Below are 18,976 nucleotides of genomic sequence, written 5' to 3'. Positions count from 1 at the left end.
CGTTTGGGTTTGTCCCGGGGCCGGGGTTGAAAACTTTGGTTAAAATTGCGGGGCGCCCGCGGTTTCCGGGGCCTCCCGGGTACTCAGCCGACCGCCTTGAGCTGCTCGGCATAGGGCTCGTGGCAGATCTGGATATCGACGGGCAGCTTGTAGATGAGCAGGCGGGCCAAGGATCCCTCCATCCAGTGGTGACGGCTGCCGACCAGCAGGAGCGAAGCCGGGTGTGTGCTCAGCCACTGGCCCAGATCCCTGACCACGTCATCGACCACCAGGCAGTGGTAATCCACCGGATGAGGCAGCAGGGTGATGAGTTCGCTGATGATGGCCTTGGCATCCAATGTGCCCTGGGCACTGCGCTCTTCCTCGGACAGCGACAGGCTATTGTGGCGCACCTTGCTGCTGTGCGTCAGGTGCAACAGGGTCAGATCGCACCCCAGCCCCTGCGCCAGGCGGCTCGCTTTGGCCAGCGTCTCCTGCTCGTAATCCTTGCCTTCCAGCAACAGCACTATGTTGGTGTGGGTCATCAGCAGTTCTCCTTGGCATGGCGCGGGTCACCGGGGACAAAGGAGCTGTCCCCTACCACAGTGATCCCGCCCTGTATTGCATGGTTCTCACTTGTCTGTGGGCGCCAGACGTCATCCTTTGTCGGTGATGGCGCGCAAGATCACCTTTGTTTACATCAGCATAACAGACGCAGTTGAACGGAGAATGAAGACATGCCGCCCATGGCCCCCTTGATGGAGGAATGGGATGGGTAAAAGGTCCATGGGTAGCACAGCCGTGGGGTTTGTCTTGGCTGTGCCTGGTGATCATGCTGCTCGCCCGGCTTCGAGCCAAGGTGCAGGGGGCCGATGTCGAAGGGGAAAATCCCAGTGGCGGTCGGCGGGCCGCCACTGTGACAGGGGCTGGCTGGGGGCTTATGACAGCTGTCGGGTCAACCAGGGAAGCCCCTCTTTCTTGCGGCTGAGGGCCCCCGCCAGGTGAACCGGCTCGGCTGGCAGTATGCCCCTGCTGGCAAAGTGGAGCTCACTGCACCCCTTGGCCAGATCGGTCAGCATCAAGACATAGCCATCCAGCGAGTCCAGGGTCAGCCTCTGCACCATGGCGTGATGCAGCTCCTCCATCCGGCTGTGGAGCTGGCTCGGGTCCATCACGCAGATCTGGCTGACCATGAGGGAATGGCCCGCTATCTGGTAGGCCTTCTCGTCGGCGACGAGCAGCTCGCACAGAGGGGTATCGCCCAACTGGGTGCGCCGCTCCAGCAGGGTCTGGGCAAAGGGGGCCAGGGCCAGATCGGCGATGGGCAGCAGCCGTTCGACCGCGAGCCTGTCCTCTGCCGTGGTGGTGGGGGAGGTGAAGTTGAAGGTGTCGCTGATGATGGCCCCCAGCAGCAGCCTGGCCTGGGCGCGGGACAGATTGTCATGGCCCATCAGCTCCAGCAGCACTGTAGCGCTGCACCCGACCGCCCTGATCCAGGCGTCGAGGGGGCCACGGGTGATGAGGGTGCCGATGCGGTGGTGATCGATGAGGCCCTGCACATCGGCCTCGGCCAGCCCCTCCGTCCCCTGCTCCAGTTCGCTGAAATCCACCAGAAAGACCGGCTTGTTGGCGACGCTGCCCGTTAGAACCGGGGGGGCCGCCACGCCCGCCGTCTCCAGGATGAAGCGGGTCTCGGCAATGGGTTCACCCAAGGCATAGGCCTGGGCGGGTCGACCCTGACGGTTGAGCCAGTCGGCGGTGACCAGCGCGGTGCAGATGCTGTCGCTGTCGGGATTCTTGTGGCCAAAGACATGAAGCATGAGGCGGTTCCTGATGTCGGGTGATGGTCTCGGCCGCATGTCGCGGCGCCGGGCCAGAGGGGGCCATGGGGCCCGAGTCGGTTCCACTCTACTGTCTGGCGGCCAGGGGGGCAAATTCGGCCGCTCTTCGCTCGGGGTGCCGAGGGCTGGGGGAGGTGCCGGGAGCACGCCATCGACCCAAGCCCTTGGTGGCACTGGGCGCCTGGCAGCCGAGGCATAGGGTAGCCCTGTGCTAGTGCTAGTGCCGGTGCCCGCCGCCCCCTGGCAGATTGCCGGGGGCGATGACTCGGCGCCTCGGGCAGATCGTACCTGGGGCCAAGATCCGCCGCGTTGGACAGGCAACCGGGGAGGTTGATCACTCCCCCCGTACCGGCCGCTTGGTGGCTCTCCTTCCGGTCAGGTCACCATGAAGGTGGATGACATGGCGCTTAGGGCTGGCGTCGGAAGGTTGATGACTCACTCCCGCTCATGTCGACGAAGGCTGAATGGCTCGCCGCCCCAGAGGCGGCGAGCGGCGTCGATGGCTTGTCGCACCACCCTCAGGAGGCAAGCAGCTCGCGGGCATTGGCCAGGGTGTTGTCGGTGATCTGATCCCCCCCCAGCAGACGGGCCAGCTCGTTGAGGCGGGCCCCCTGGTTGAGCGCCTGCATCTGGGTCTCCGTGGTCTTGCCGTCCGTGTGCTTGCTGACCACCATGTGCTGGTGACCCTTGCCGGCCACCTGGGGCAGGTGAGTGACCACCATCACCTGGGTGGATTCGCCGAGTTGGCGCAGCAGGCGACCCACCACGGCCGCCGTCGGGCCGCTGATCCCCACGTCCACCTCGTCGAAAATCAGGGTGGGGGTGGAGATCTTGCGGGCACTGATCACCACCAGGGCGAGGCTGATGCGCGACAGCTCGCCGCCGGAGGCCACCTTGCCCAGCGGCTGTATGGGCTGCCCCGGGTTGGTGGTGACCATGAACTCCACCCGATCGATACCAAGGGGGGAAAGGCTGCTCTGGGCGTCGGGGCGCACCTCGATGGCGAAGCGGCCATCGGGCATCGCCAGTTCGTGCATGCTGGCAGTCACCTGGGTGGCCAGCTCCTGGGCATAGCGCTGACGGCTCTGGCTGAGCACCTCTGCCGCCTGGACAAAGGCCTGACGGGCCTCGGCCAGTTCATCCTCCATCCCCTCCAACCGCTCCTCATCGGAGTGGAGGCGGGCGAGATCGCTGGCCAGATCCTGGTGGAACTGGGCCAGCTCGGCGGGTTTGACGTGGTGCTTGCGGGCCAGGTTGATCGCCTTGGAGAGGCGAGCTTCCAGCTCGTTGAAACGCTCGGGATCCAGCTCCAGCAGATCCAGATAGCTGCGCAGCTCGCTGTGGCTCTCCTGCACGCCGATCAGGGCTTCGTTCAGCATGCCGAGCACGTTGCCAAGGCGGCTGTCCATGCCGACCAGGGTCTCGGCTCTGTCCACCGCCACCTGCAGCAGGCCGGCTATGGTGGTCTCCTCGTTGTCATAGAGCAGGTCGAGGCAATAGCCGCACTCCTGCATCAGCTCGGTGCCGTTGGCGAGACGCTGGTGCTCCTCTTCGATGGCCTCAAACTCCCCGGGTTGCAGGGCGAACTCGTCCAGCTCCTGCACCTGATACTCGATGAGCTGGCGGCGGGCCTCCCGCTGCTGCTGTTCGGCCTTGAGACGGTTGAGCTCGTTCTGCAGCTGACGCCAATGCTGATAGTGCTGGCGCACCTCATCGAGCAGCAGGTGGTGACCGGCATAGCCGTCCAGCAGGGCGAGCTGATAGTCGGGTTTGAGCAGCAGCTGATGCGCGTGCTGGCCGTGAACGTTGACCAGCAACTGACCCAGGCTCTTGAGCTGCACCAGGGGGACGGGGACGCCGTTGATGTAGCTGCGCGAGCGCCCCTCGGCGGAGAGCACCCGCCGAACGATGCACTCACCGTCGTTCTCCAGCTCGTTGGTGGCGAGCCAGGCGCGGGCGGCGGGGTTGCCGTCCAGCAGGAAACGGGCACTGACTTCCGTCTTGTCGCTGCCCGGCCGCACCATGCTGGCTTCGGCCCGCTCGCCGAGGCAGAGGCCGAGGGCGTCGATGGCAATGGATTTGCCTGCCCCCGTCTCCCCTGTGATGCAGGTCATGCCGGATTGCAGATCGAGTTCGAGAAACTTGACGATGGCGAAGTTGTTGACGGTCAGCTGGGTCAGCATGGTCTCATCCTGTATGGGTCAACATTACTGTGTATGCATCCAGTATATACTGGTCTTATATACAGTAAAGTGTGTGTGACGGGATTTTTTGCCGGGCAAGGGATGAGGGGCTGTGCGAGGGGGGCGGCACTGAGAGAGGCGCTGAGCCGCCATGACATCCCATGGGGGATATGAGCCTGGGGCAGTCGCGCGATGAGCCTGTATTCGTTCACCTTTATGGGGTCTTGTCGCGGCGGTGAACTTGTGGAGTCGGGGTGGCTGAGACACACTCGAGACAGGCATGGCTCAGGTTCAAGGGCAGGCCACCGTGCCTCACACCAAGGATGCGTCCAGATGATCCACACTCCGACCCTGCTGTTGATCTCCCTGGCAATCAATCTGATGTCGGCACTGCTCATGTTGTTCATCCACTTCTTGAAGCCGGGTCGGCGCAACTTCCTGTTCTGGTCCCTGTCGGCCTTCCTCTTCTCCCTCTCCATCCTGCTGCTCAGTCTGGGAATAGGGAGTGGTCATCCGGCCCTGGGGATCAGGGTCGGTGGCCTGGTCTCCCTCATGAGCATATTGCTGTTGCTGGCCGGCTTTTATGCCCTCTATGGCCGGTCCTGGCGCCCCCGTCCCCTGTGGGGAGGGGTTGTCCTGTTGCTGCTTGCCTATCTGGGGCTGTCGAGCCGCTTCGAGGTGCGCATGGTGCTGGCCCTGATGGAGTCGGTGGTCTACCTCTGGTGTGCTTGTCTCATCGTCTCCCTCAGCCGGTACCAGAAGCGGGTGCTCCATGCCGTCGCTGCCATTTATCTGCTGCATTTCACCATACTGCTGAGCCAGGGGCTGCTGCTCTTGCTGGGGCCTGATAGTCGCATGGGCAACGGAAACGGGCTGCTGGATGGCATCTTCTTCATGCACATGGTGCTGACCATAGGCTCGGTACTGCTACTGCCCCTGGTGGCCTATGTGGAGGCGGAGCAGGCGCTGCTGGCCCTCTCGGAGCGGGATCCCCTCACCGGGGTGCTCAACCGGCGTGGCCTGTTCAGGCTGGGGGAGCGGGCGTTGCCGGGGCAGATGCGCTGCGTGGTGGTGCTCGACATAGACCACTTTAAGAGCGTCAATGACCGATTTGGCCACGGCTGCGGTGACGAGGTGATCCGCTACGTGGCCCGGGTGCTGGTGGCCGAGGCGCGCAAGGATGATCTGGTGGGGCGCATAGGTGGCGAGGAGTTCGCCCTCATCATGGGAGGGGTGAACAGCCAGATGGCCCAGGACATCTGCGACCGGATCCGCCGCCAGATAGAGACGGGTTCCCGTCAGGGGGCCTGCCCGCCGTGCGAGGGGGTGACGGTCAGTGTGGGGGGCGTCTGCGCCTGTGCAGAGACAGGGTTGGCACACATGTTGACGAAGGCCGACGAGGCCATGTACAGGGTCAAGGCAGCGGGGAGAAATGGCGTGCATCTGCAGCTCGAACCCGGACCGCTTCGGCTGGTTGAGGGGGGCGAGGGCTAGGCCCTCGCCTTCAGGCTAGCGTCGGCCAGGGCCCGCTTGCTAGAACAGCTTGCTGCCCCAGCCGAGCTTGTTACGCAGCACGTGGAAGTAGCTGTAATCCAGCGGATGCACCAGGTGCAGCTTGTGCTGGCTCTTCTTGATGAGGATCTCGTCCCCCGGGTGGACCGCCAGAGTCACCTGACCGTCGCAGCTCACCTGCATGGCGTCATCCTGATTGTCGGGGGAGACCAGCAGCCGCACCTCGCTGTCCGCGTCCAGCACGATGGGACGGCTGCTCAGGGTGTGCGGGAACATGGGCACCAGCGTGATGGCGTTGAGCTTGGGGGTGAGGATGGCGCCCCCCGCCGATAGCGAGTAGGCGGTGGAGCCGGTGGGGGTGGCCACTATGATGCCGTCCGAGCGCTGGCTGTACATGAAGCTGCCATCGATATAGACCTCGAACTCTATCATGTGGGCTATCTTGCCCGGGTGCAGCACGGCTTCGTTCACCGCCAGGTTGCTCGATTTGCGCTCGCCGTGACGATAGACGGCGGCCTCCAGCAGGAAGCGGTGTTCACTCTTGTAGTGGCCGGAGAGCACCTGTTCCAGCGGCAGCAGGTAGTCCTGGGGCGAGAGATCGGTCAGAAAGCCGAGGTTGCCCCGGTTCACCCCTATCACCGCCACATCGAACCGGGACAGCACCCGGGCGGCTCCCAGCATGTTGCCGTCACCGCCGACGACGATGGCGAGATCCGCCTGCTCGCCGAGCTGCACCAGATCCATCACGTTGTCACCCAGGATCCCCAAGGTCTGGGCGACCCGGCTCTCCAGCAGCACCCGAAAACCGCGGGTACTCAGGTATTGATACAGGCCGCTGAGGGTCTGGTTGGCCCCTTCATGATGGGGCTTGCCGATGAGGGCAACGGTTTTGAACGGAGAATCCATAGGTTATCGGGTCTGGGGAAGTCTTGCGGGGAGTATACCGCGCTTTGCCGGGGATTTGTCTGTCTCCATGCCCCTTGGCGCAATCGGCCCCGAAAAGCGGCAAGCTGGCCGGCTGGCGGCAGGCATTGTGCCCGATATGCCCTTTTCCCCTTGAAAGCCGGGGCTGCGTCCCCATAATAGCGCCAACACAGGGTCCGCTGACGCGTGTCGCTTGTCTGAACGTCAGCAGCCCCTCATAAGCAACCCTGAATATTGGAGATGTCATGAGCCACGAAGAACAAAAGGTTGAAGCGATGGAGCAAGTGGAAGTCCAGCCAGTCGAGCCGACCGATGTAGACAGTGAAGTGACAGCCGAGCAGGCCCGCATTGCCGAGCTGGAGGCCCAACTGGAAGCGGCCCAGCAGGCCTCCCTGGAAGAGCGCGAGCGCGCCGTGCGTGCCGTCGCCGAGATGGAAAACCTGCGTCGTCGTGCCGCCCAGGACGTGGAGAAGGCCCACAAGTTCGCGCTGGAGAAGTTCGCCGCAGAGCTCTTGCCGGTGCTGGACAACCTGGAGCGCGCCATCGAGCTCGCCGACAAGGAGAGCGAGGCGCTCAAGCCGATGATCGAAGGGGTCGAGCTGACCCTCAAATCCATGCAGAGCTCGGTGGCCAAGTTTGGCCTGGTCGCCCTGGATCCGCAGAACCAGCCGTTCGACCCCAACGCCCATCAGGCCATGAGCATGATAGAAAACGCCGAACTGGCGCCCAACACCGTCATCGCTGTGATGCAGAAGGGCTATGAACTGAACGGTCGGGTGATCCGTCCGGCCATGGTGATGGTCTCCAAGGCCCCGGCCTGAGTCCCGTCCCTGTGCTGAGCCCGCCGCTCGGCGGGCTTTTTATTGGTAGCGGCGCCATCAGAATATGCAATGGCGCCATTTGGCAAGCACTCTTGCGCCCAAGTGGCAAGAATGCGCGGTTTTTTAAGGTCAGGGCTTGAAGCGTCGGCTTGAGACCCCATATAGGTGGCAAGGCCACGGCGGCATCTGATTTCAGTGGCATGGAAACTTGAGTGACACGGAAAGAATTTGATGTCGGGTGCTTGAAAGCCACAGTGTCAGGCCCCACCTAGCCGTTAACGTATTTAAGGCGAGCCCCTCGCCAGTTTATTCAAAGTATTTGGAGATTCGTCAAATGGGTAAAATCATCGGTATTGACCTGGGTACTACCAACTCCTGCGTTGCTATTCTGGATGGCGACCATGCTCGCGTGATCGAGAACGCGGAAGGCGACCGTACTACTCCGTCCATCATTGCCTATGCCGATGACGGCGAAATCCTGGTTGGTCAGCCGGCCAAGCGCCAAGCCATCACCAACCCGAAGAACACGCTGTTCGCCATCAAGCGTCTGATTGGCCGTCGTTTCGAAGATGAAGAAGTACAGCGCGATCTGAAGATCATGCCGTACGCCATCGCCAAGGCTGACAACGGTGACGCCTGGGTAGAAGTCAAAGGCAAGAAGATGGCACCGCCGCAGATCTCTGCCGAAGTGCTGAAGAAGATGAAGAAGACCGCCGAGGATTACCTGGGCGAGCCGGTGACCGAAGCCGTCATCACAGTACCGGCCTACTTCAACGACGCCCAGCGTCAGGCCACCAAGGATGCCGGTCGCATCGCCGGTCTGGATGTAAAACGCATCATCAACGAACCGACTGCTGCGGCCTTCGCCTATGGCGTGAACAAGGTCAAGGGCGAGCGCAAGGTTGCCGTGTATGACCTGGGTGGTGGTACCTTCGACATCTCCATCATCGAGATCGACGAAGTGGAAGGCGAGACCACCTTCGAAGTGCTGGCGACCAACGGTAACACCCACCTGGGTGGTGAAGACTTCGACAACCGCGTCATCAACTACCTGGTTGAAGAGTTCAAGCGCGAGCAGGGCATCGACCTGCGCAACGACCAGCTGGCTCTGCAGCGTCTGAAAGATGCCGCCGAGAAGGCCAAGATCGAGCTCTCTTCCGCCCAGCAGACCGACGTGAACCTGCCGTACATCACTGCAGATGCCACAGGTCCGAAGCACATGAACATCAAGGTGACCCGCGCCAAGCTGGAATCCCTGGTGGAAGACATGGTGAAAGACTCCCTGGAGCCGGTCCGTGTCGCCCTGAAAGACTCCGGTCTGGCGGTTGGCGAGATCGACGACGTTATCCTGGTGGGCGGTCAGACCCGTATGCCGCTGGTTCAGAAGACCGTTGCCGACTTCTTTGGCAAAGAGCCGCGTAAAGACGTCAACCCGGACGAAGCCGTGGCCATGGGTGCCGCCATCCAGGGTGCCGTACTGTCCGGTGACAAGACCGACGTACTGCTGCTGGACGTGACCCCGCTGTCGCTCGGTATCGAGACCATGGGCAGCGTGATGACTGCGCTGATCGAGAAGAACACCACCATTCCGACCAAGAAGTCCCAGGTGTTCTCCACTGCCGAAGACAACCAGTCTGCCGTGACCATTCACGTGCTGCAGGGTGAGCGCAAGCGCGCCAGCGACAACAAGTCCCTGGGCCAGTTCAACCTGGAAGGCATCCGTCCGGCACCGCGCGGTCTGCCGCAGATCGAAGTGACCTTCGACATCGACGCCAACGGCATCCTGCACGTCTCCGCGAAAGACAAGGAGACCAACAAGGAGCAGAAGATCACCATCCAGGCCTCCTCTGGTCTGTCTGATGAAGAGATCGAACGCATGGTACGCGAGGCGGAAGCCAACGCGGCGGAAGACAAGAAGTTCGAAGAGCTGGTGCAGACCCGCAACCAGGCTGACGGTCTGGTCCACTCGGTACGCAAGCAGGTGACCGAAGCCGGTGAAGCCCTGCCAAGCGATGACAAGGCCAAGATCGAGACTGCACTGTCCGAGCTGGAAGCCGTCATCAAGGGTGACGACAAGGCTGCCATTGAAGCCAAGCAACAGGCCCTGATGGAAGCGTCCCAGAAGCTGATGGAGATTGCCCAGCAGCAGGCTCAGGCGCAAGGCGCCGGTGCCGAGGCCGGTCACTCCTCTTCTTCCGCCAAGGCTGACGACGACGTGGTCGACGCCGAGTTCGAAGAAGTGAAAGACGACAAGAAATAAGCCCAACCCAGATGGGCAGAGCAGACTCTGCCCATCGGCTCAGTCAATGATTTCACGGGCGTTGGGTAACCAACGCCCGTCTGCATAACGGCTCAAGTAGAACAGGATGAGTATGTCGAAGCGCGATTTCTACGAAGTGCTCGGGGTATCGAAAGGTGCCGACGAGCGCGAGATCAAGAAGGCGTACAAGCGTCTGGCGATGAAGTATCACCCGGATCGCAATCAGGGTGATGCCGCATCGGAAGAGAAGTTCAAAGAGGTCAAGGAAGCCTACGAGGTCCTGACCGACGAGAACCTGCGTGCCCGCTATGACCAGTACGGTCATGCCGGCGTGGATCAGAGCCAGGGCGGCGGCCACGGCGGCTTCGGCGGTGGTGCCGATTTCGGTGACATCTTCGGCGATGTGTTTGGTGACATCTTCGGTGGTCGTGGTGGTGGTCGTCGCGGCCCGGCCCGTGGCTCCGACCTGCGCTACAACATGGAGCTGACCCTGGAAGAGGCGGTGCGTGGGGTCTCCAAGGAGATCAAGATCCCGACCCAGGTCCATTGCGAGGTCTGCAACGGGTCCGGTGCCCACACCGGCAGCCAGGCCCATACCTGCCCGACCTGCCATGGCTCCGGTCAGGTGCAGATGCGCCAGGGCTTCTTCGCGGTGCAGCAGGCCTGCCCCCACTGTCACGGTCGCGGCAAGATCATCAAGGATCCCTGCCGCAAGTGTCATGGCGAGGGTCGCTACCAGAAGACCAAGACACTGTCGGTGAAGATCCCGGCGGGCGTCGACACCGGGGATCGCATCCGCCTCTCCGGCGAAGGGGAAGCGGGGGAGGCCGGCGCACCGGCCGGGGATCTCTACGTACAGGTCCACGTCAAGGAGCACGAGATCTTCGTCCGTGACGGCAACGATCTCTACTGCGAGGTGCCCATCAGCTTCACCGCAGCGGCCCTGGGTGGCGAGATCGAAGTACCGACCCTGGATGGCCGGGTCAAGCTCAAGGTCACGGCGGAAACCCAGACCGGCAAGCTGTTCCGCCTGCGGGGCAAGGGCGTCAAGTCCGTGCGCTCCGGCCAGGTCGGGGATCTGATGTGCAAGGTGGTGATCGAGACCCCGGTCAAGCTGACCGAGACCCAGAAAGATCTGCTGCGCCAGCTGGACGAGTCCTTCAGCGGTGCCGCCGCCAAGACTCACAAGCCGAAATCCGAAGGCTTCTTCGAAGGGGTGAAACGCTTCTTCGACGACCTGACCAAGTAACCGCGACCCGCGTGACCCAAGCCGGCCTTCAGTGCCGGCTTTCTTTTTGCCTGCGATTTGCCCCGGATCCCCCCTATTGAGTGGATCCCGATGAGGGATCCTCCTCACAACTCCCGGCGCTTTTCCCTGTGCAAACGTTACTCTGATCACAAGTAGCTGAAACGGTTTAGCTGGCGTATTGAGTTAGCTAAAGCGGTTTAGCTATCCTCTGCTCGTCCATAACAACAGCGCCCGGACGGGCGGCAGATGACAGGTGAGGAAGATGACGATGTTCAAGAGCAAGTTGGCGCTGGCGGTGGCGCTGGGATTGGGGATGAGCAGCCCGCTGTGGGCGGCGGATGGCGGTATCGAAGCCCGCCTGGCGGCGCTGGAGGCACGGGTGCAGGCGGCAGAGTCCCGCGCCGCCGCCGCCGAAGCGCGGGCAGATGAGGCCCAGAGCAAGGCGAGCGAGGCCAGGGAGACAGCCGTGGTGGCCAAGGCCCAGAGCGAGAAGGTGGACAAGCAGACCGCCGGGGCCCAGGGCTTCGAGTTCCACGGTTATGCCCGCTCCGGCCTCCTGGTCAACGGCAACGGCAACGGCGGGCGCGGCGGCCCCTACCTCACCCCGGCCGGCTCTGTAGGCGGGGCCGTGGGTCGTCTTGGCAACGAGGATGACACCTACATGGAGGCCAATCTGCTGAAGACCCAGACCTTCGACGATGGCAGCTGGGCCCGCTACAAGCTGATGCTGGCGGACGGGGTGGAGACCAGCAACGACTGGACCGCCAGCGATTCCAGCCTCAACACCCGCCAGGTGTTTGCCGAGATCGGCGACCTGGCGAGCTTCAGCGGCCCCTTCCAGCACTCGGTGCTCTGGGCGGGCAAGCGCTTCGATCGGGACAACTTCGACATCCACTGGCTCGACTCCGACGTGGTCTTCCTGGCCGGGACCGGCGGCGGCGTCTACGACGTGCAGCTGGCCGACAGCTGGAAGGCGAACTTCTCCCTCTACGGGCGCGACTACGGCGACATCAGCGCGAGCGGCCTCTCCGACATAGAGAGCTACATCCTCACCATGAACAACCGCTTCGGCAACTGGCAGTGGATGCTGAACGGCCTCTCGGCCAAGGACAACGAGGCGCGCATCAACGACGGCGGCGTTGGCAGCGAGGCGGCGGACAAGGGGGCGCACACCCTGGTGGCCTACCACGCCGACAGCTTCTTTGGCATCAACCCCGGCTTCTCCAAGGCCGCCGTGCTCTACGGCCATGGCCTGGGGGCCGAGCTCAAGGGGCTGGGCTCCGACAGCGAGCTGCTGCCGGACGCCGACGCGGTGCGGGTCGCCGTGTTTGGCGCCACAGACCTCAACCCGCGCTGGCGTGTCGCCCCGGCCCTGCTGGCGGAGCAGAGCCAGGATCGCTACGTGAAGGGGGACGAGTATCAGTGGCTGACCCTCAACACCCGGGTGGCCCAGGTGCTGAGCCAGAACGTGGAACTGGTCTACGAGGCCGCCTGGCAGTACATGGACTTGGATCCCCAGGGCTACAAGGGGCGTCAGGCGGTGAGCGGCAACTTCACCAAGCTCACCTTCGCCCCCACCTTCAAGGCGCAGACCGCCGGCTTCTTCGAGCGACCCGAGTTGCGGGTGTTCGCCACCTGGATGGACTGGTCCTCCGAGCTCGACAACTACGCCAGCACAGATGCCATGGGCCAGAGCGATTTCACCGCCGGTGGCGAGTGGAACTTTGGCGTGCAGATGGAAACCTGGTTCTAGTTCGTTATCCCGATCACAAAAATGGCAGCCGGCACCGGGATCTGTTGGTTGGCTAAAACGGTTTAGCTGATAATGCGGACCAAGAGATCAGGGCCCGGCTCTGGCAAATCCTGTGCAGCAGTGGAGTAGCAAGGTGGGGAATCGTGTGTGGGTAATGGGGGATGCGGTGGTGGACTTGATCCCGGAAGGGAAGGAGCACTACCTCAAGTGTCCGGGCGGTGCACCGGCCAACGTGGCGGTCGGGGTGGCGCGGCTCGGCGGTGAATCGGCCTTTATCGGCCGGGTCGGCGCCGATCCCTTTGGCCGCTTTATGGCCGAGACCCTGAGCGGGGAGGGCGTCGACATTCGCCACCTGAACCAGGATCCGGCCCATAACACCTCGACCGTGCTGGTGGAACTGGATGAAGAGGGGGAGCGCAGCTTCACCTTTATGGTGCGCCCGAGTGCCGACCAGTTCCTCGAACCGGCTGACTTGCCCCGCTTCGAGGCAGGTCAGTGGCTGCTCACCTGCTCCATCGCGCTCGCCAACGAACCGGTGCGCGGCAGCTGCCTGCAAGCCATGGCGGCCATCAAGGCGGCAGGGGGGCGGGTCTGCTTCGACCCCAACCTGAGGCCCGAGGTGTGGGGCAACCCGGCCGAGATGCTGCCGCTGGTACGTCAGGCCATGGCCCTGGCGGACGTGGTCAAGCTCTCGGTGGAGGAGTTGCAACTGCTGAGCGGCCTGGACGATCTCGCCGCAGGGCTCGCCACCATAACGGGGCCGGCCCTGGTGCTGGTGACCCGGGGGGCGGGGGGCGTGGTGGCCCGTTTGGGTGGCGAGTGGCTGGAGTGGGTGGGGCAGAAAGTGACGCCCATCGACACCACGGGGGCGGGGGATGCCTTCGTCGCCGGTCTGCTGGCGGCGCTGGCCGGGCGTTCGTCGCTGCCGACGCTGGCCGAGCTGCCCGCCATCCTGGCCCAGGCCCACGGCTGCGGGGCGCTCGCCACCACCGCCAAGGGGGCCATGACGGCGCTGCCCACCCACACCGAACTAGATGAATTTTTGCGATCGGGCGCAAGCGGCCGTTGATCTGCGGCTAGAAGCCCGGGTCGACAGCCCCTACTCTCATGTGACAAGGGCCCGCCAGCTGGCGGGTCATAAGAGGAAGATTATGAATATCAGTGCGATAGCCAAGGATCTGGTGCCCCTGCTCGGGGGCAAGGAGAACATCGTCAGTGCCGCCCACTGCGCCACCCGGCTGCGGCTGGTGCTGGCGGACGACAGCAAGGTGAACAAGGCCGCCATCGACAAGCTGGACGGGGTCAAGGGGTGCTTTAGCAACGCCGGCCAAATTCAGGTGATCTTCGGCACCGGCCTGGTCAACAAGGTCTATGCGGAGTTCGTCACCCTGACCGGCACAGGCACCGCCAGCAAGGCGGAGCTGACCGACATGGCGACGGCCAAGCTCAATGTGGCCCAGCGCCTGGCGCGGACCCTCTCCAACATCTTCGTGCCCATCATTCCGGCCATAGTCGCGTCCGGCTTGCTGATGGGACTGCTCGGCATGGTGCGCACCTACGGCTGGGTCAATGCCGACAGCGCCATGTTTGTGATGCTCGACATGTTCAGCTCGGCGGCCTTCATCATACTGCCGATCCTGATCGGCTTCACGGCGGCACGTGAGTTTGGCGGCAACCCCTACCTCGGGGCGACCCTCGGGGGCATTCTCACCCACCCGGCCCTGACCAACGCCTGGGGCGTGGCCGGTGGCTTCAAGACCATGGACTTCTTCGGGCTGGATGTGGCCATGATCGGCTATCAGGGCACCGTCTTCCCGGTGCTGCTGGCGGTCTGGTTCATGTCGCATTTGGAGAAACAGCTGCGCAAGCGTATCCCTGACGCTCTGGATCTCATCCTCACCCCCTTCTTGACCGTCATCATCACCGGCTTCGTGGCGCTGCTCTTTATCGGCCCGGCGGGTCGGGTGCTGGGGGATGGCATCTCGTTCGGCCTGAGCGCCCTCTATGAGCAGGCGGGCTGGCTGGCGGGGCTGGTGTTTGGCGGTACTTATTCGCTTATCGTCATCACCGGCATCCACCACAGCTTCCACGCCATAGAGGCGGGGCTGCTCACCAATCCGGCCATAGGCGTCAACTTCCTGTTGCCCATCTGGGCCATGGCCAACGTGGCGCAGGGCGGGGCCTGTCTGGCTGTCTACTTCAAGACCCGGGATCTGAAGATCAAGGCGATCACGGTGCCGGCGGCCATGTCCTGCCTGCTCGGCATCACGGAGGCGGCGATCTTTGGCGTCAACCTGCGCTACATCAAACCCTTCCTGGCCGGTCTGTTTGGCGGGGCCTGCGGCGGCGCCTACGTGGTGGCGGCCAAGGTGGGGATGACGGCGGTGGGGCTGACCGGTATTCCCGGCATGGCCATAGTCCAGCCCATGAGCCTCATTCACTACATCATCGGGCTGGTGATCGCCTTCGGTGCCGCCTTCGCCGCCTCCTACCTGCTCAAGTACAAGGTGGAGTGATGAAGGACGCCTATCTCCTCAACCAGGTTGTCAGGTCCCTGCTGGCCGGACAGCTCAAGGCGGCGGCCGATCCCCATAGGCCCCGCTGGCACCTGGCAGCCCCGGTGGGGCTGCTCAACGACCCCAACGGCTTTATCGAGCACGACGGGCGCTACCACCTCTTCTACCAGTGGAATCCGCTCGGCTGCGAGCATCGCAACAAGGGCTGGGGCCACGTCACCTCCACCGATCTGCTGCACTGGCAGCACGAGCCGGTGGCGCTCCTGCCCACCGAGGACTATGAGAGCCACGGCTGCTATTCGGGGTCGGCGGTGAGCGACGAGCAGGGGCGCCTGACCCTCGTCTACACCGGCAACGTCAAATACCCGGATGGCAGCCGCACCGCCTATCAGTGTCTGGCCCGCGCCGATGGTGAGGGCGGTTTTGCCAAGCTGGGCCCCGTGCTGGATCTGCCCCAAGGCTACAGCGGCCATGTGCGAGACCCCAAGGTGTGGCACGACGGCCAGCAGTGGCTGATGGTGCTGGGAGCCCGCACCCTGGATGACAAGGGAGAAGTGCTGCTCTATCGCGGTGAGACCCTGCAAAACTGGCAACTGGTGGGCTCTATCGCCGGCAGCGGGCGCGGGGGGCTGGGAGACTTTGGCTATATGTGGGAGTGCCCGGATCTCTTCCCGATAGGGGACCGCCATGTGCTGATCAGCTGCCCCCAGGGGATTGCCCCGCTGGGGGACGATTATCGCAACCTCTACCAGTGCGGCTGGCTGGCGGGCAACTTCGACGGCGAGTGCTTCGAGCACGGCGCCTTCCACGAGCTGGACCGGGGCTTCGAGTTCTATGCACCTCAGACCACCCAGGACCGCCAGGGGCGGCGCCTCTTGTTCGGCTGGCTGGGGTTGCCGGAGGAGAACGAGATGAGCCAGCCCACCATCCCCTATGGCTGGCTGCACCAGATGAGCTGCCCGCGGGAGCTGTTCTGGCAGGATGAGTGGCTCTGCCAGCGCCCGGTGGCGGAGCTCGCGGCATTGAAGGGGGAGCAGACCCGCTTCGAGGGGGCTGTGGACGAGCTGCCTGGCCTTGCCATCGATTCGGCCTGGCTCGATCTGCACCTCGGCGGGGAGGGGAGCCTCTGGTTCGGCACCCTGGTCGAGCTGCGCTGGCAGCCGGGGCGCCTCACCTTGCGTCGCCAGAACTGGCAGAGCGGGGCCTGGGAGGAGCGATGCTGCCCCTGGCTTGGAGGCAAGATCACCTTCCTGTGCGACCACTCAAGCCTGGAGTGCTTCGTGGACGGCGGCCGCCAGACCCTGTCTACCCGCTACTTCCCCGGTGAAAACCCAGTACTTTCCGCACGTTGTGGTGGTGATGGCAGCAAAATTTGCCTCGATCACTGGCCGCTGGCGGCCTGCCTAGTACAATAGCCCGGTGCTAGTCAGCCGGGAGGCCAGGTGGAGAAGAAGAAACGGATCACGATTGCCCAGATAGCCACGCTCGCGGGGGTCTCCAAGGCCACCGCCAGTCTGGTGCTCAACGGCAAGAGTGCGGAGTACAGGATTGCCGACGATACCCGCAAGCGGATCCAGGCGGTGGCGGACGAGTGTCACTACCAGCCGAGCTTTCATGCCCGCTCCTTGCGCGAGAGCCGCAGCTACACCTGGGGGCTGGTGATCCCCGATCTCACCAACTTCGGGTTTGCCAGCATAGCGCGCACCCTCGAGGCCCACTGCCGGGAGGCGGGGATCCAGCTGCTGATCGCCTGTTCAGAGGATGATCCCACCCTGGAGCAGCGGGTGGTGGACAACCTCATCAGCCGCCAGGTGGACGGCCTCATCGTCGCCTCCAGCGGCCACAGCGACGACATCTATGCCCGCATTCACGACCGCCTGCCGGTGGTGCAGCTCGACCGCCACATCGGCGAGTCGCGCCTGCCCATGGTGATCTCGGACGCCTGCAAGGCCACCGCCGAGCTGGTGCGGGACATGGCGATCGAGTGCGATGCCGAGATCTACTACTTCGGCGGCCTGCTGGATCTCTCCCCCAGCCGCCACCGGCTGGCGGGCTATGAGCTGGGTCTGCACCGGGCCGGGCTGGAGGCGGATCCCGCCCGGGTGCGCCATCGCGACTATCAGCCGAGCTCGGGTTATCAGCTGATGGCGGAGCTGGTGGCCGAGCTGGGGGCGCCGCCCCGCGGGCTCTTCACCGCCTCCTTCACCCTGCTGGAAGGGGTGCTGCGCTACCTCAACGAGGCGGGACTGATGGAGACGGGGATGCGCCTGTGCACCTTCGACGATCACGATCTGCTCGACTGCATTCCCATGCGCATCGACTCCGTGGCGCAGGATTGTCCGGCCCTGGCCCGGGCCGCCTTCGAGCTGATGCAGCAGCTGATCGCGGGTAACCCTCCTGAGCAGACCGCCCAGGTGATCCCCCCCAGGGTGCGCTGGCGCAGTCGCCGCTAGTCATCCATCAGGTCTCATATGAAAAAGCCCCGCCATTGCTGGCGGGGCTTTTTGCTGTGGGCTGCGGGCTCAGTCCGTGGTGCTGGCGCGCCAGAAGATCTGCTTGATGCGGGGGTGCTCCCCCAGCGTCTTCATCAGGGCGTCCAGCTCGTCGCCATCGATGGAGGTGGCGAGCAGCACGGCCGAGATCTCGATGTCCTGCTCCCCGAAGGGCTCTATATCCAGCTCGCTCAGGGGGTAGTTGGCCTGCTCCAGCTTCTGCTCCAGCCAGGGCAGCACCTCTTTCTGGTGAGTGCGGCGGATGAGCGCCGTGACGCGGTAGGTCACCTCGGTGTCGGTATTGTCCACCGGATGACGGTTGATCTGATTGACCAGGGGGCGCAGCAGGGTGTTGGCTGCCAGCACGAACAGGGCGCCGAGGATGGCCTCCATGGCGAAGCCGGCGCCGCTGGCCGCCCCCACCGCCGCCACGCCCCAGAGGGTGGCGGCGGTGTTGATGCCGCGGATGTTGCCCGACTCGCGCATGATGACACCGGCGCCGAGAAAGCCGATGCCGGAGACGATATAGGCCACCACGTGCACCACCCCATAGCTGCCGCCGTGCAGGTCATAGATGCGCTGGGCCAGGTTGACGAACAGGGCCGCCCCCACGGCGACCAGCACGTTGGTGCGAAGGCCGGCGGTGCGCTGGCGGTACTGGCGCTCCAGCCCGACCAGGCTGCCGAGCACGAAGGCGAGCAGCAGGCTGGCCAGGGTGTCGATCAGGGCAAGCAGATCAAATTGTTGCCACATTCTCATGGGGTACTCCTTCTGATGAGCGATGGCTGCACGCAATCCATGATGAAACGCCGCACAAGAGGGCGGAAGCGCCCGGCGATGATTGCGCTGCTGGCCAGCAAAAAATGAAACACGGCGTGCGGGGCGTCCCCTGTGCATCCCCATAGGGCAGAGAGCGCGCCCCAGAGTTCAGGGGGCCAGCATGGCCGGCCCCTGAACTCTGGTTAACACAGTATGGTGTTGTCAGGTGCGCCCGGGATCGCCACCGCGAGGGCGCAGTTCCCAGCGAACCGGGTGGGCTGCCCCGACCTGATGGACAAACTGCACCAGATAGCGGCGCTGGGGCGGGGTGCACTGGAGGTTGAGTACCAGCTCACGCCCGCCGCTGCGGCCCGGTGTCATGGACTGCATTGGGTGCAGCCCGGCCGGCTGCAGGGTGTGGTTCACCATCTCCAGCACCTGCTCCAGATCGGCGCGATCCTCGCAGCGGATCTGCAGCCGGTAGTGGTGCTGGCGCCGTTTGCCCCGCAGCCAGCGCGGCAACATGCCAAGGCCCAGCTTGTTCAGCAGGGGGTGAGTCGATACAGACTGGGTTGATATCAAACGCATAGCAGCCTCCTTGTGGGAAGCAGAAACTATGCAGGCAAGGCGCCCATGGCCATTGGCCAGGAGTCACCCGACGTCAAGTGTATAAAGAGAAGAGGGGAG

General features: G+C 63.8%; 15 protein-coding genes. 9 read left to right on the top strand and 6 right to left on the bottom strand.

Annotated elements, in window-relative coordinates; all coding sequences use genetic code 11:
* Positions 1 to 83 precede the first annotated feature (83 nt).
* The 3 genes from AAHB08_RS20185 to recN all read right to left on the bottom strand — a co-directional run bounded on the left by AAHB08_RS20185 (position 84) and on the right by recN (position 4,003).
* Positions 84 to 524 carry a universal stress protein gene (locus AAHB08_RS20185; protein WP_342059903.1) on the bottom strand — a complete coding sequence of 147 codons (441 nt, stop codon included), beginning with the start codon at positions 522 to 524 and terminating at the stop codon, positions 84 to 86.
* Positions 525 to 917: 393 nt separating this feature from the next.
* Complete coding sequence (locus AAHB08_RS20180; RefSeq protein WP_342059902.1) at positions 918 to 1,799, bottom strand: DHH family phosphoesterase; 882 nt, start codon at positions 1,797 to 1,799, stop codon at positions 918 to 920.
* Between the two features lie 539 nt (positions 1,800 to 2,338).
* Positions 2,339 to 4,003 (bottom strand): DNA repair protein RecN, encoded by a 1,665-nt coding sequence (gene recN, locus AAHB08_RS20175; protein ID WP_265435397.1) that lies wholly within the window; start codon positions 4,001 to 4,003, stop codon positions 2,339 to 2,341.
* Between the two features lie 333 nt (positions 4,004 to 4,336).
* On the opposite strand from recN, the gene AAHB08_RS20170 reads away from it, so the two are divergent.
* Positions 4,337 to 5,497, top strand: coding sequence for a GGDEF domain-containing protein (locus AAHB08_RS20170; protein WP_342059901.1), 1,161 nt, complete (start codon positions 4,337 to 4,339; stop codon positions 5,495 to 5,497).
* A gap of 39 nt (positions 5,498 to 5,536) precedes the next feature.
* On the opposite strand, the gene nadK is transcribed toward AAHB08_RS20170, so the two are convergent.
* Positions 5,537 to 6,421, bottom strand: coding sequence for an NAD(+) kinase (gene nadK / locus AAHB08_RS20165; RefSeq protein ID WP_202046761.1), 885 nt, complete (start codon positions 6,419 to 6,421; stop codon positions 5,537 to 5,539).
* Between the two features lie 263 nt (positions 6,422 to 6,684).
* On the opposite strand from nadK, the gene grpE reads away from it, so the two are divergent.
* The 8 genes from grpE to AAHB08_RS20120 all read left to right on the top strand — a co-directional run bounded on the left by grpE (position 6,685) and on the right by AAHB08_RS20120 (position 17,491).
* On the top strand, positions 6,685 to 7,260 hold the full coding sequence (gene grpE, locus AAHB08_RS20160; RefSeq protein ID WP_025327678.1) for a nucleotide exchange factor GrpE: 576 nt from the start codon (positions 6,685 to 6,687) through the stop codon (positions 7,258 to 7,260).
* A 334-nt stretch (positions 7,261 to 7,594) separates the two neighbouring features.
* Positions 7,595 to 9,520 (top strand): molecular chaperone DnaK, encoded by a 1,926-nt coding sequence (gene dnaK / locus AAHB08_RS20155; protein WP_139436324.1) that lies wholly within the window; start codon positions 7,595 to 7,597, stop codon positions 9,518 to 9,520.
* 112 nt (positions 9,521 to 9,632) lie between these two features.
* Positions 9,633 to 10,769, top strand: coding sequence for a molecular chaperone DnaJ (dnaJ, locus tag AAHB08_RS20150; protein ID WP_139436326.1), 1,137 nt, complete (start codon positions 9,633 to 9,635; stop codon positions 10,767 to 10,769).
* Between the two features lie 262 nt (positions 10,770 to 11,031).
* On the top strand, positions 11,032 to 12,522 hold the full coding sequence (locus tag AAHB08_RS20145) for a carbohydrate porin (RefSeq protein ID WP_342059900.1): 1,491 nt from the start codon (positions 11,032 to 11,034) through the stop codon (positions 12,520 to 12,522).
* 154 nt (positions 12,523 to 12,676) lie between these two features.
* Positions 12,677 to 13,591 (top strand): aminoimidazole riboside kinase, encoded by a 915-nt coding sequence (locus AAHB08_RS20140; RefSeq protein ID WP_342059907.1) that lies wholly within the window; start codon positions 12,677 to 12,679, stop codon positions 13,589 to 13,591.
* Between the two features lie 82 nt (positions 13,592 to 13,673).
* Positions 13,674 to 15,038 carry a sucrose-specific PTS transporter subunit IIBC gene (locus AAHB08_RS20135; protein WP_342059899.1) on the top strand — a complete coding sequence of 455 codons (1,365 nt, stop codon included), beginning with the start codon at positions 13,674 to 13,676 and terminating at the stop codon, positions 15,036 to 15,038.
* Complete coding sequence (locus AAHB08_RS20130) at positions 15,038 to 16,453, top strand: glycoside hydrolase family 32 protein (RefSeq protein ID WP_446699554.1); 1,416 nt, start codon at positions 15,038 to 15,040, stop codon at positions 16,451 to 16,453. Before AAHB08_RS20135 ends, AAHB08_RS20130 begins: the two co-directional genes overlap by 1 nt.
* A 27-nt stretch (positions 16,454 to 16,480) precedes the next feature.
* Positions 16,481 to 17,491, top strand: a complete 1,011-nt coding sequence (locus AAHB08_RS20120) for a substrate-binding domain-containing protein (RefSeq protein ID WP_342059898.1) — start codon at positions 16,481 to 16,483, stop codon at positions 17,489 to 17,491.
* A gap of 69 nt (positions 17,492 to 17,560) precedes the next feature.
* Here the strand turns inward: AAHB08_RS20120 and AAHB08_RS20115 are convergent, their stop codons facing one another.
* Positions 17,561 to 18,289 (bottom strand): MgtC/SapB family protein, encoded by a 729-nt coding sequence (locus tag AAHB08_RS20115; RefSeq protein ID WP_139436338.1) that lies wholly within the window; start codon positions 18,287 to 18,289, stop codon positions 17,561 to 17,563.
* 222 nt (positions 18,290 to 18,511) lie between these two features.
* The gene (locus tag AAHB08_RS20110; protein WP_247625899.1) at positions 18,512 to 18,877 is read right to left on the bottom strand and encodes a hypothetical protein; all 366 of its coding nucleotides are present in this window, start codon (positions 18,875 to 18,877) and stop codon (positions 18,512 to 18,514) included.
* Positions 18,878 to 18,976 lie beyond the last annotated feature (99 nt).

Origin of the sequence: Aeromonas sp. OTU364 (assembly GCF_038440395.1) — a bacterium.
Lineage (GTDB): Bacteria > Pseudomonadota > Gammaproteobacteria > Enterobacterales > Aeromonadaceae > Aeromonas.
This window is presented reverse-complemented; position numbering and strand designations above follow the sequence as displayed.

What these genes read in the sequence shown, in the direction of transcription:
- AAHB08_RS20185 (WP_342059903.1), bottom strand. Translation starts at nt 524, where the DNA reads ATGACCCACACCAACATAGTGCTGTTGCTGGAAGGCAAGGATTACGAG.
- AAHB08_RS20180 (WP_342059902.1), bottom strand. Translation starts at nt 1,799, where the DNA reads ATGCTTCATGTCTTTGGCCACAAGAATCCCGACAGCGACAGCATCTGC.
- recN (WP_265435397.1), bottom strand. Translation starts at nt 4,003, where the DNA reads ATGCTGACCCAGCTGACCGTCAACAACTTCGCCATCGTCAAGTTTCTC.
- AAHB08_RS20170 (WP_342059901.1), top strand. Translation starts at nt 4,337, where the DNA reads ATGATCCACACTCCGACCCTGCTGTTGATCTCCCTGGCAATCAATCTG.
- nadK (WP_202046761.1), bottom strand. Translation starts at nt 6,421, where the DNA reads ATGGATTCTCCGTTCAAAACCGTTGCCCTCATCGGCAAGCCCCATCAT.
- grpE (WP_025327678.1), top strand. Translation starts at nt 6,685, where the DNA reads ATGAGCCACGAAGAACAAAAGGTTGAAGCGATGGAGCAAGTGGAAGTC.
- dnaK (WP_139436324.1), top strand. Translation starts at nt 7,595, where the DNA reads ATGGGTAAAATCATCGGTATTGACCTGGGTACTACCAACTCCTGCGTT.
- dnaJ (WP_139436326.1), top strand. Translation starts at nt 9,633, where the DNA reads ATGTCGAAGCGCGATTTCTACGAAGTGCTCGGGGTATCGAAAGGTGCC.
- AAHB08_RS20145 (WP_342059900.1), top strand. Translation starts at nt 11,032, where the DNA reads ATGACGATGTTCAAGAGCAAGTTGGCGCTGGCGGTGGCGCTGGGATTG.
- AAHB08_RS20140 (WP_342059907.1), top strand. Translation starts at nt 12,677, where the DNA reads ATGGGGGATGCGGTGGTGGACTTGATCCCGGAAGGGAAGGAGCACTAC.
- AAHB08_RS20135 (WP_342059899.1), top strand. Translation starts at nt 13,674, where the DNA reads ATGAATATCAGTGCGATAGCCAAGGATCTGGTGCCCCTGCTCGGGGGC.
- AAHB08_RS20130 (WP_446699554.1), top strand. Translation starts at nt 15,038, where the DNA reads ATGAAGGACGCCTATCTCCTCAACCAGGTTGTCAGGTCCCTGCTGGCC.
- AAHB08_RS20115 (WP_139436338.1), bottom strand. Translation starts at nt 18,289, where the DNA reads ATGAGAATGTGGCAACAATTTGATCTGCTTGCCCTGATCGACACCCTG.
- AAHB08_RS20110 (WP_247625899.1), bottom strand. Translation starts at nt 18,877, where the DNA reads ATGCGTTTGATATCAACCCAGTCTGTATCGACTCACCCCCTGCTGAAC.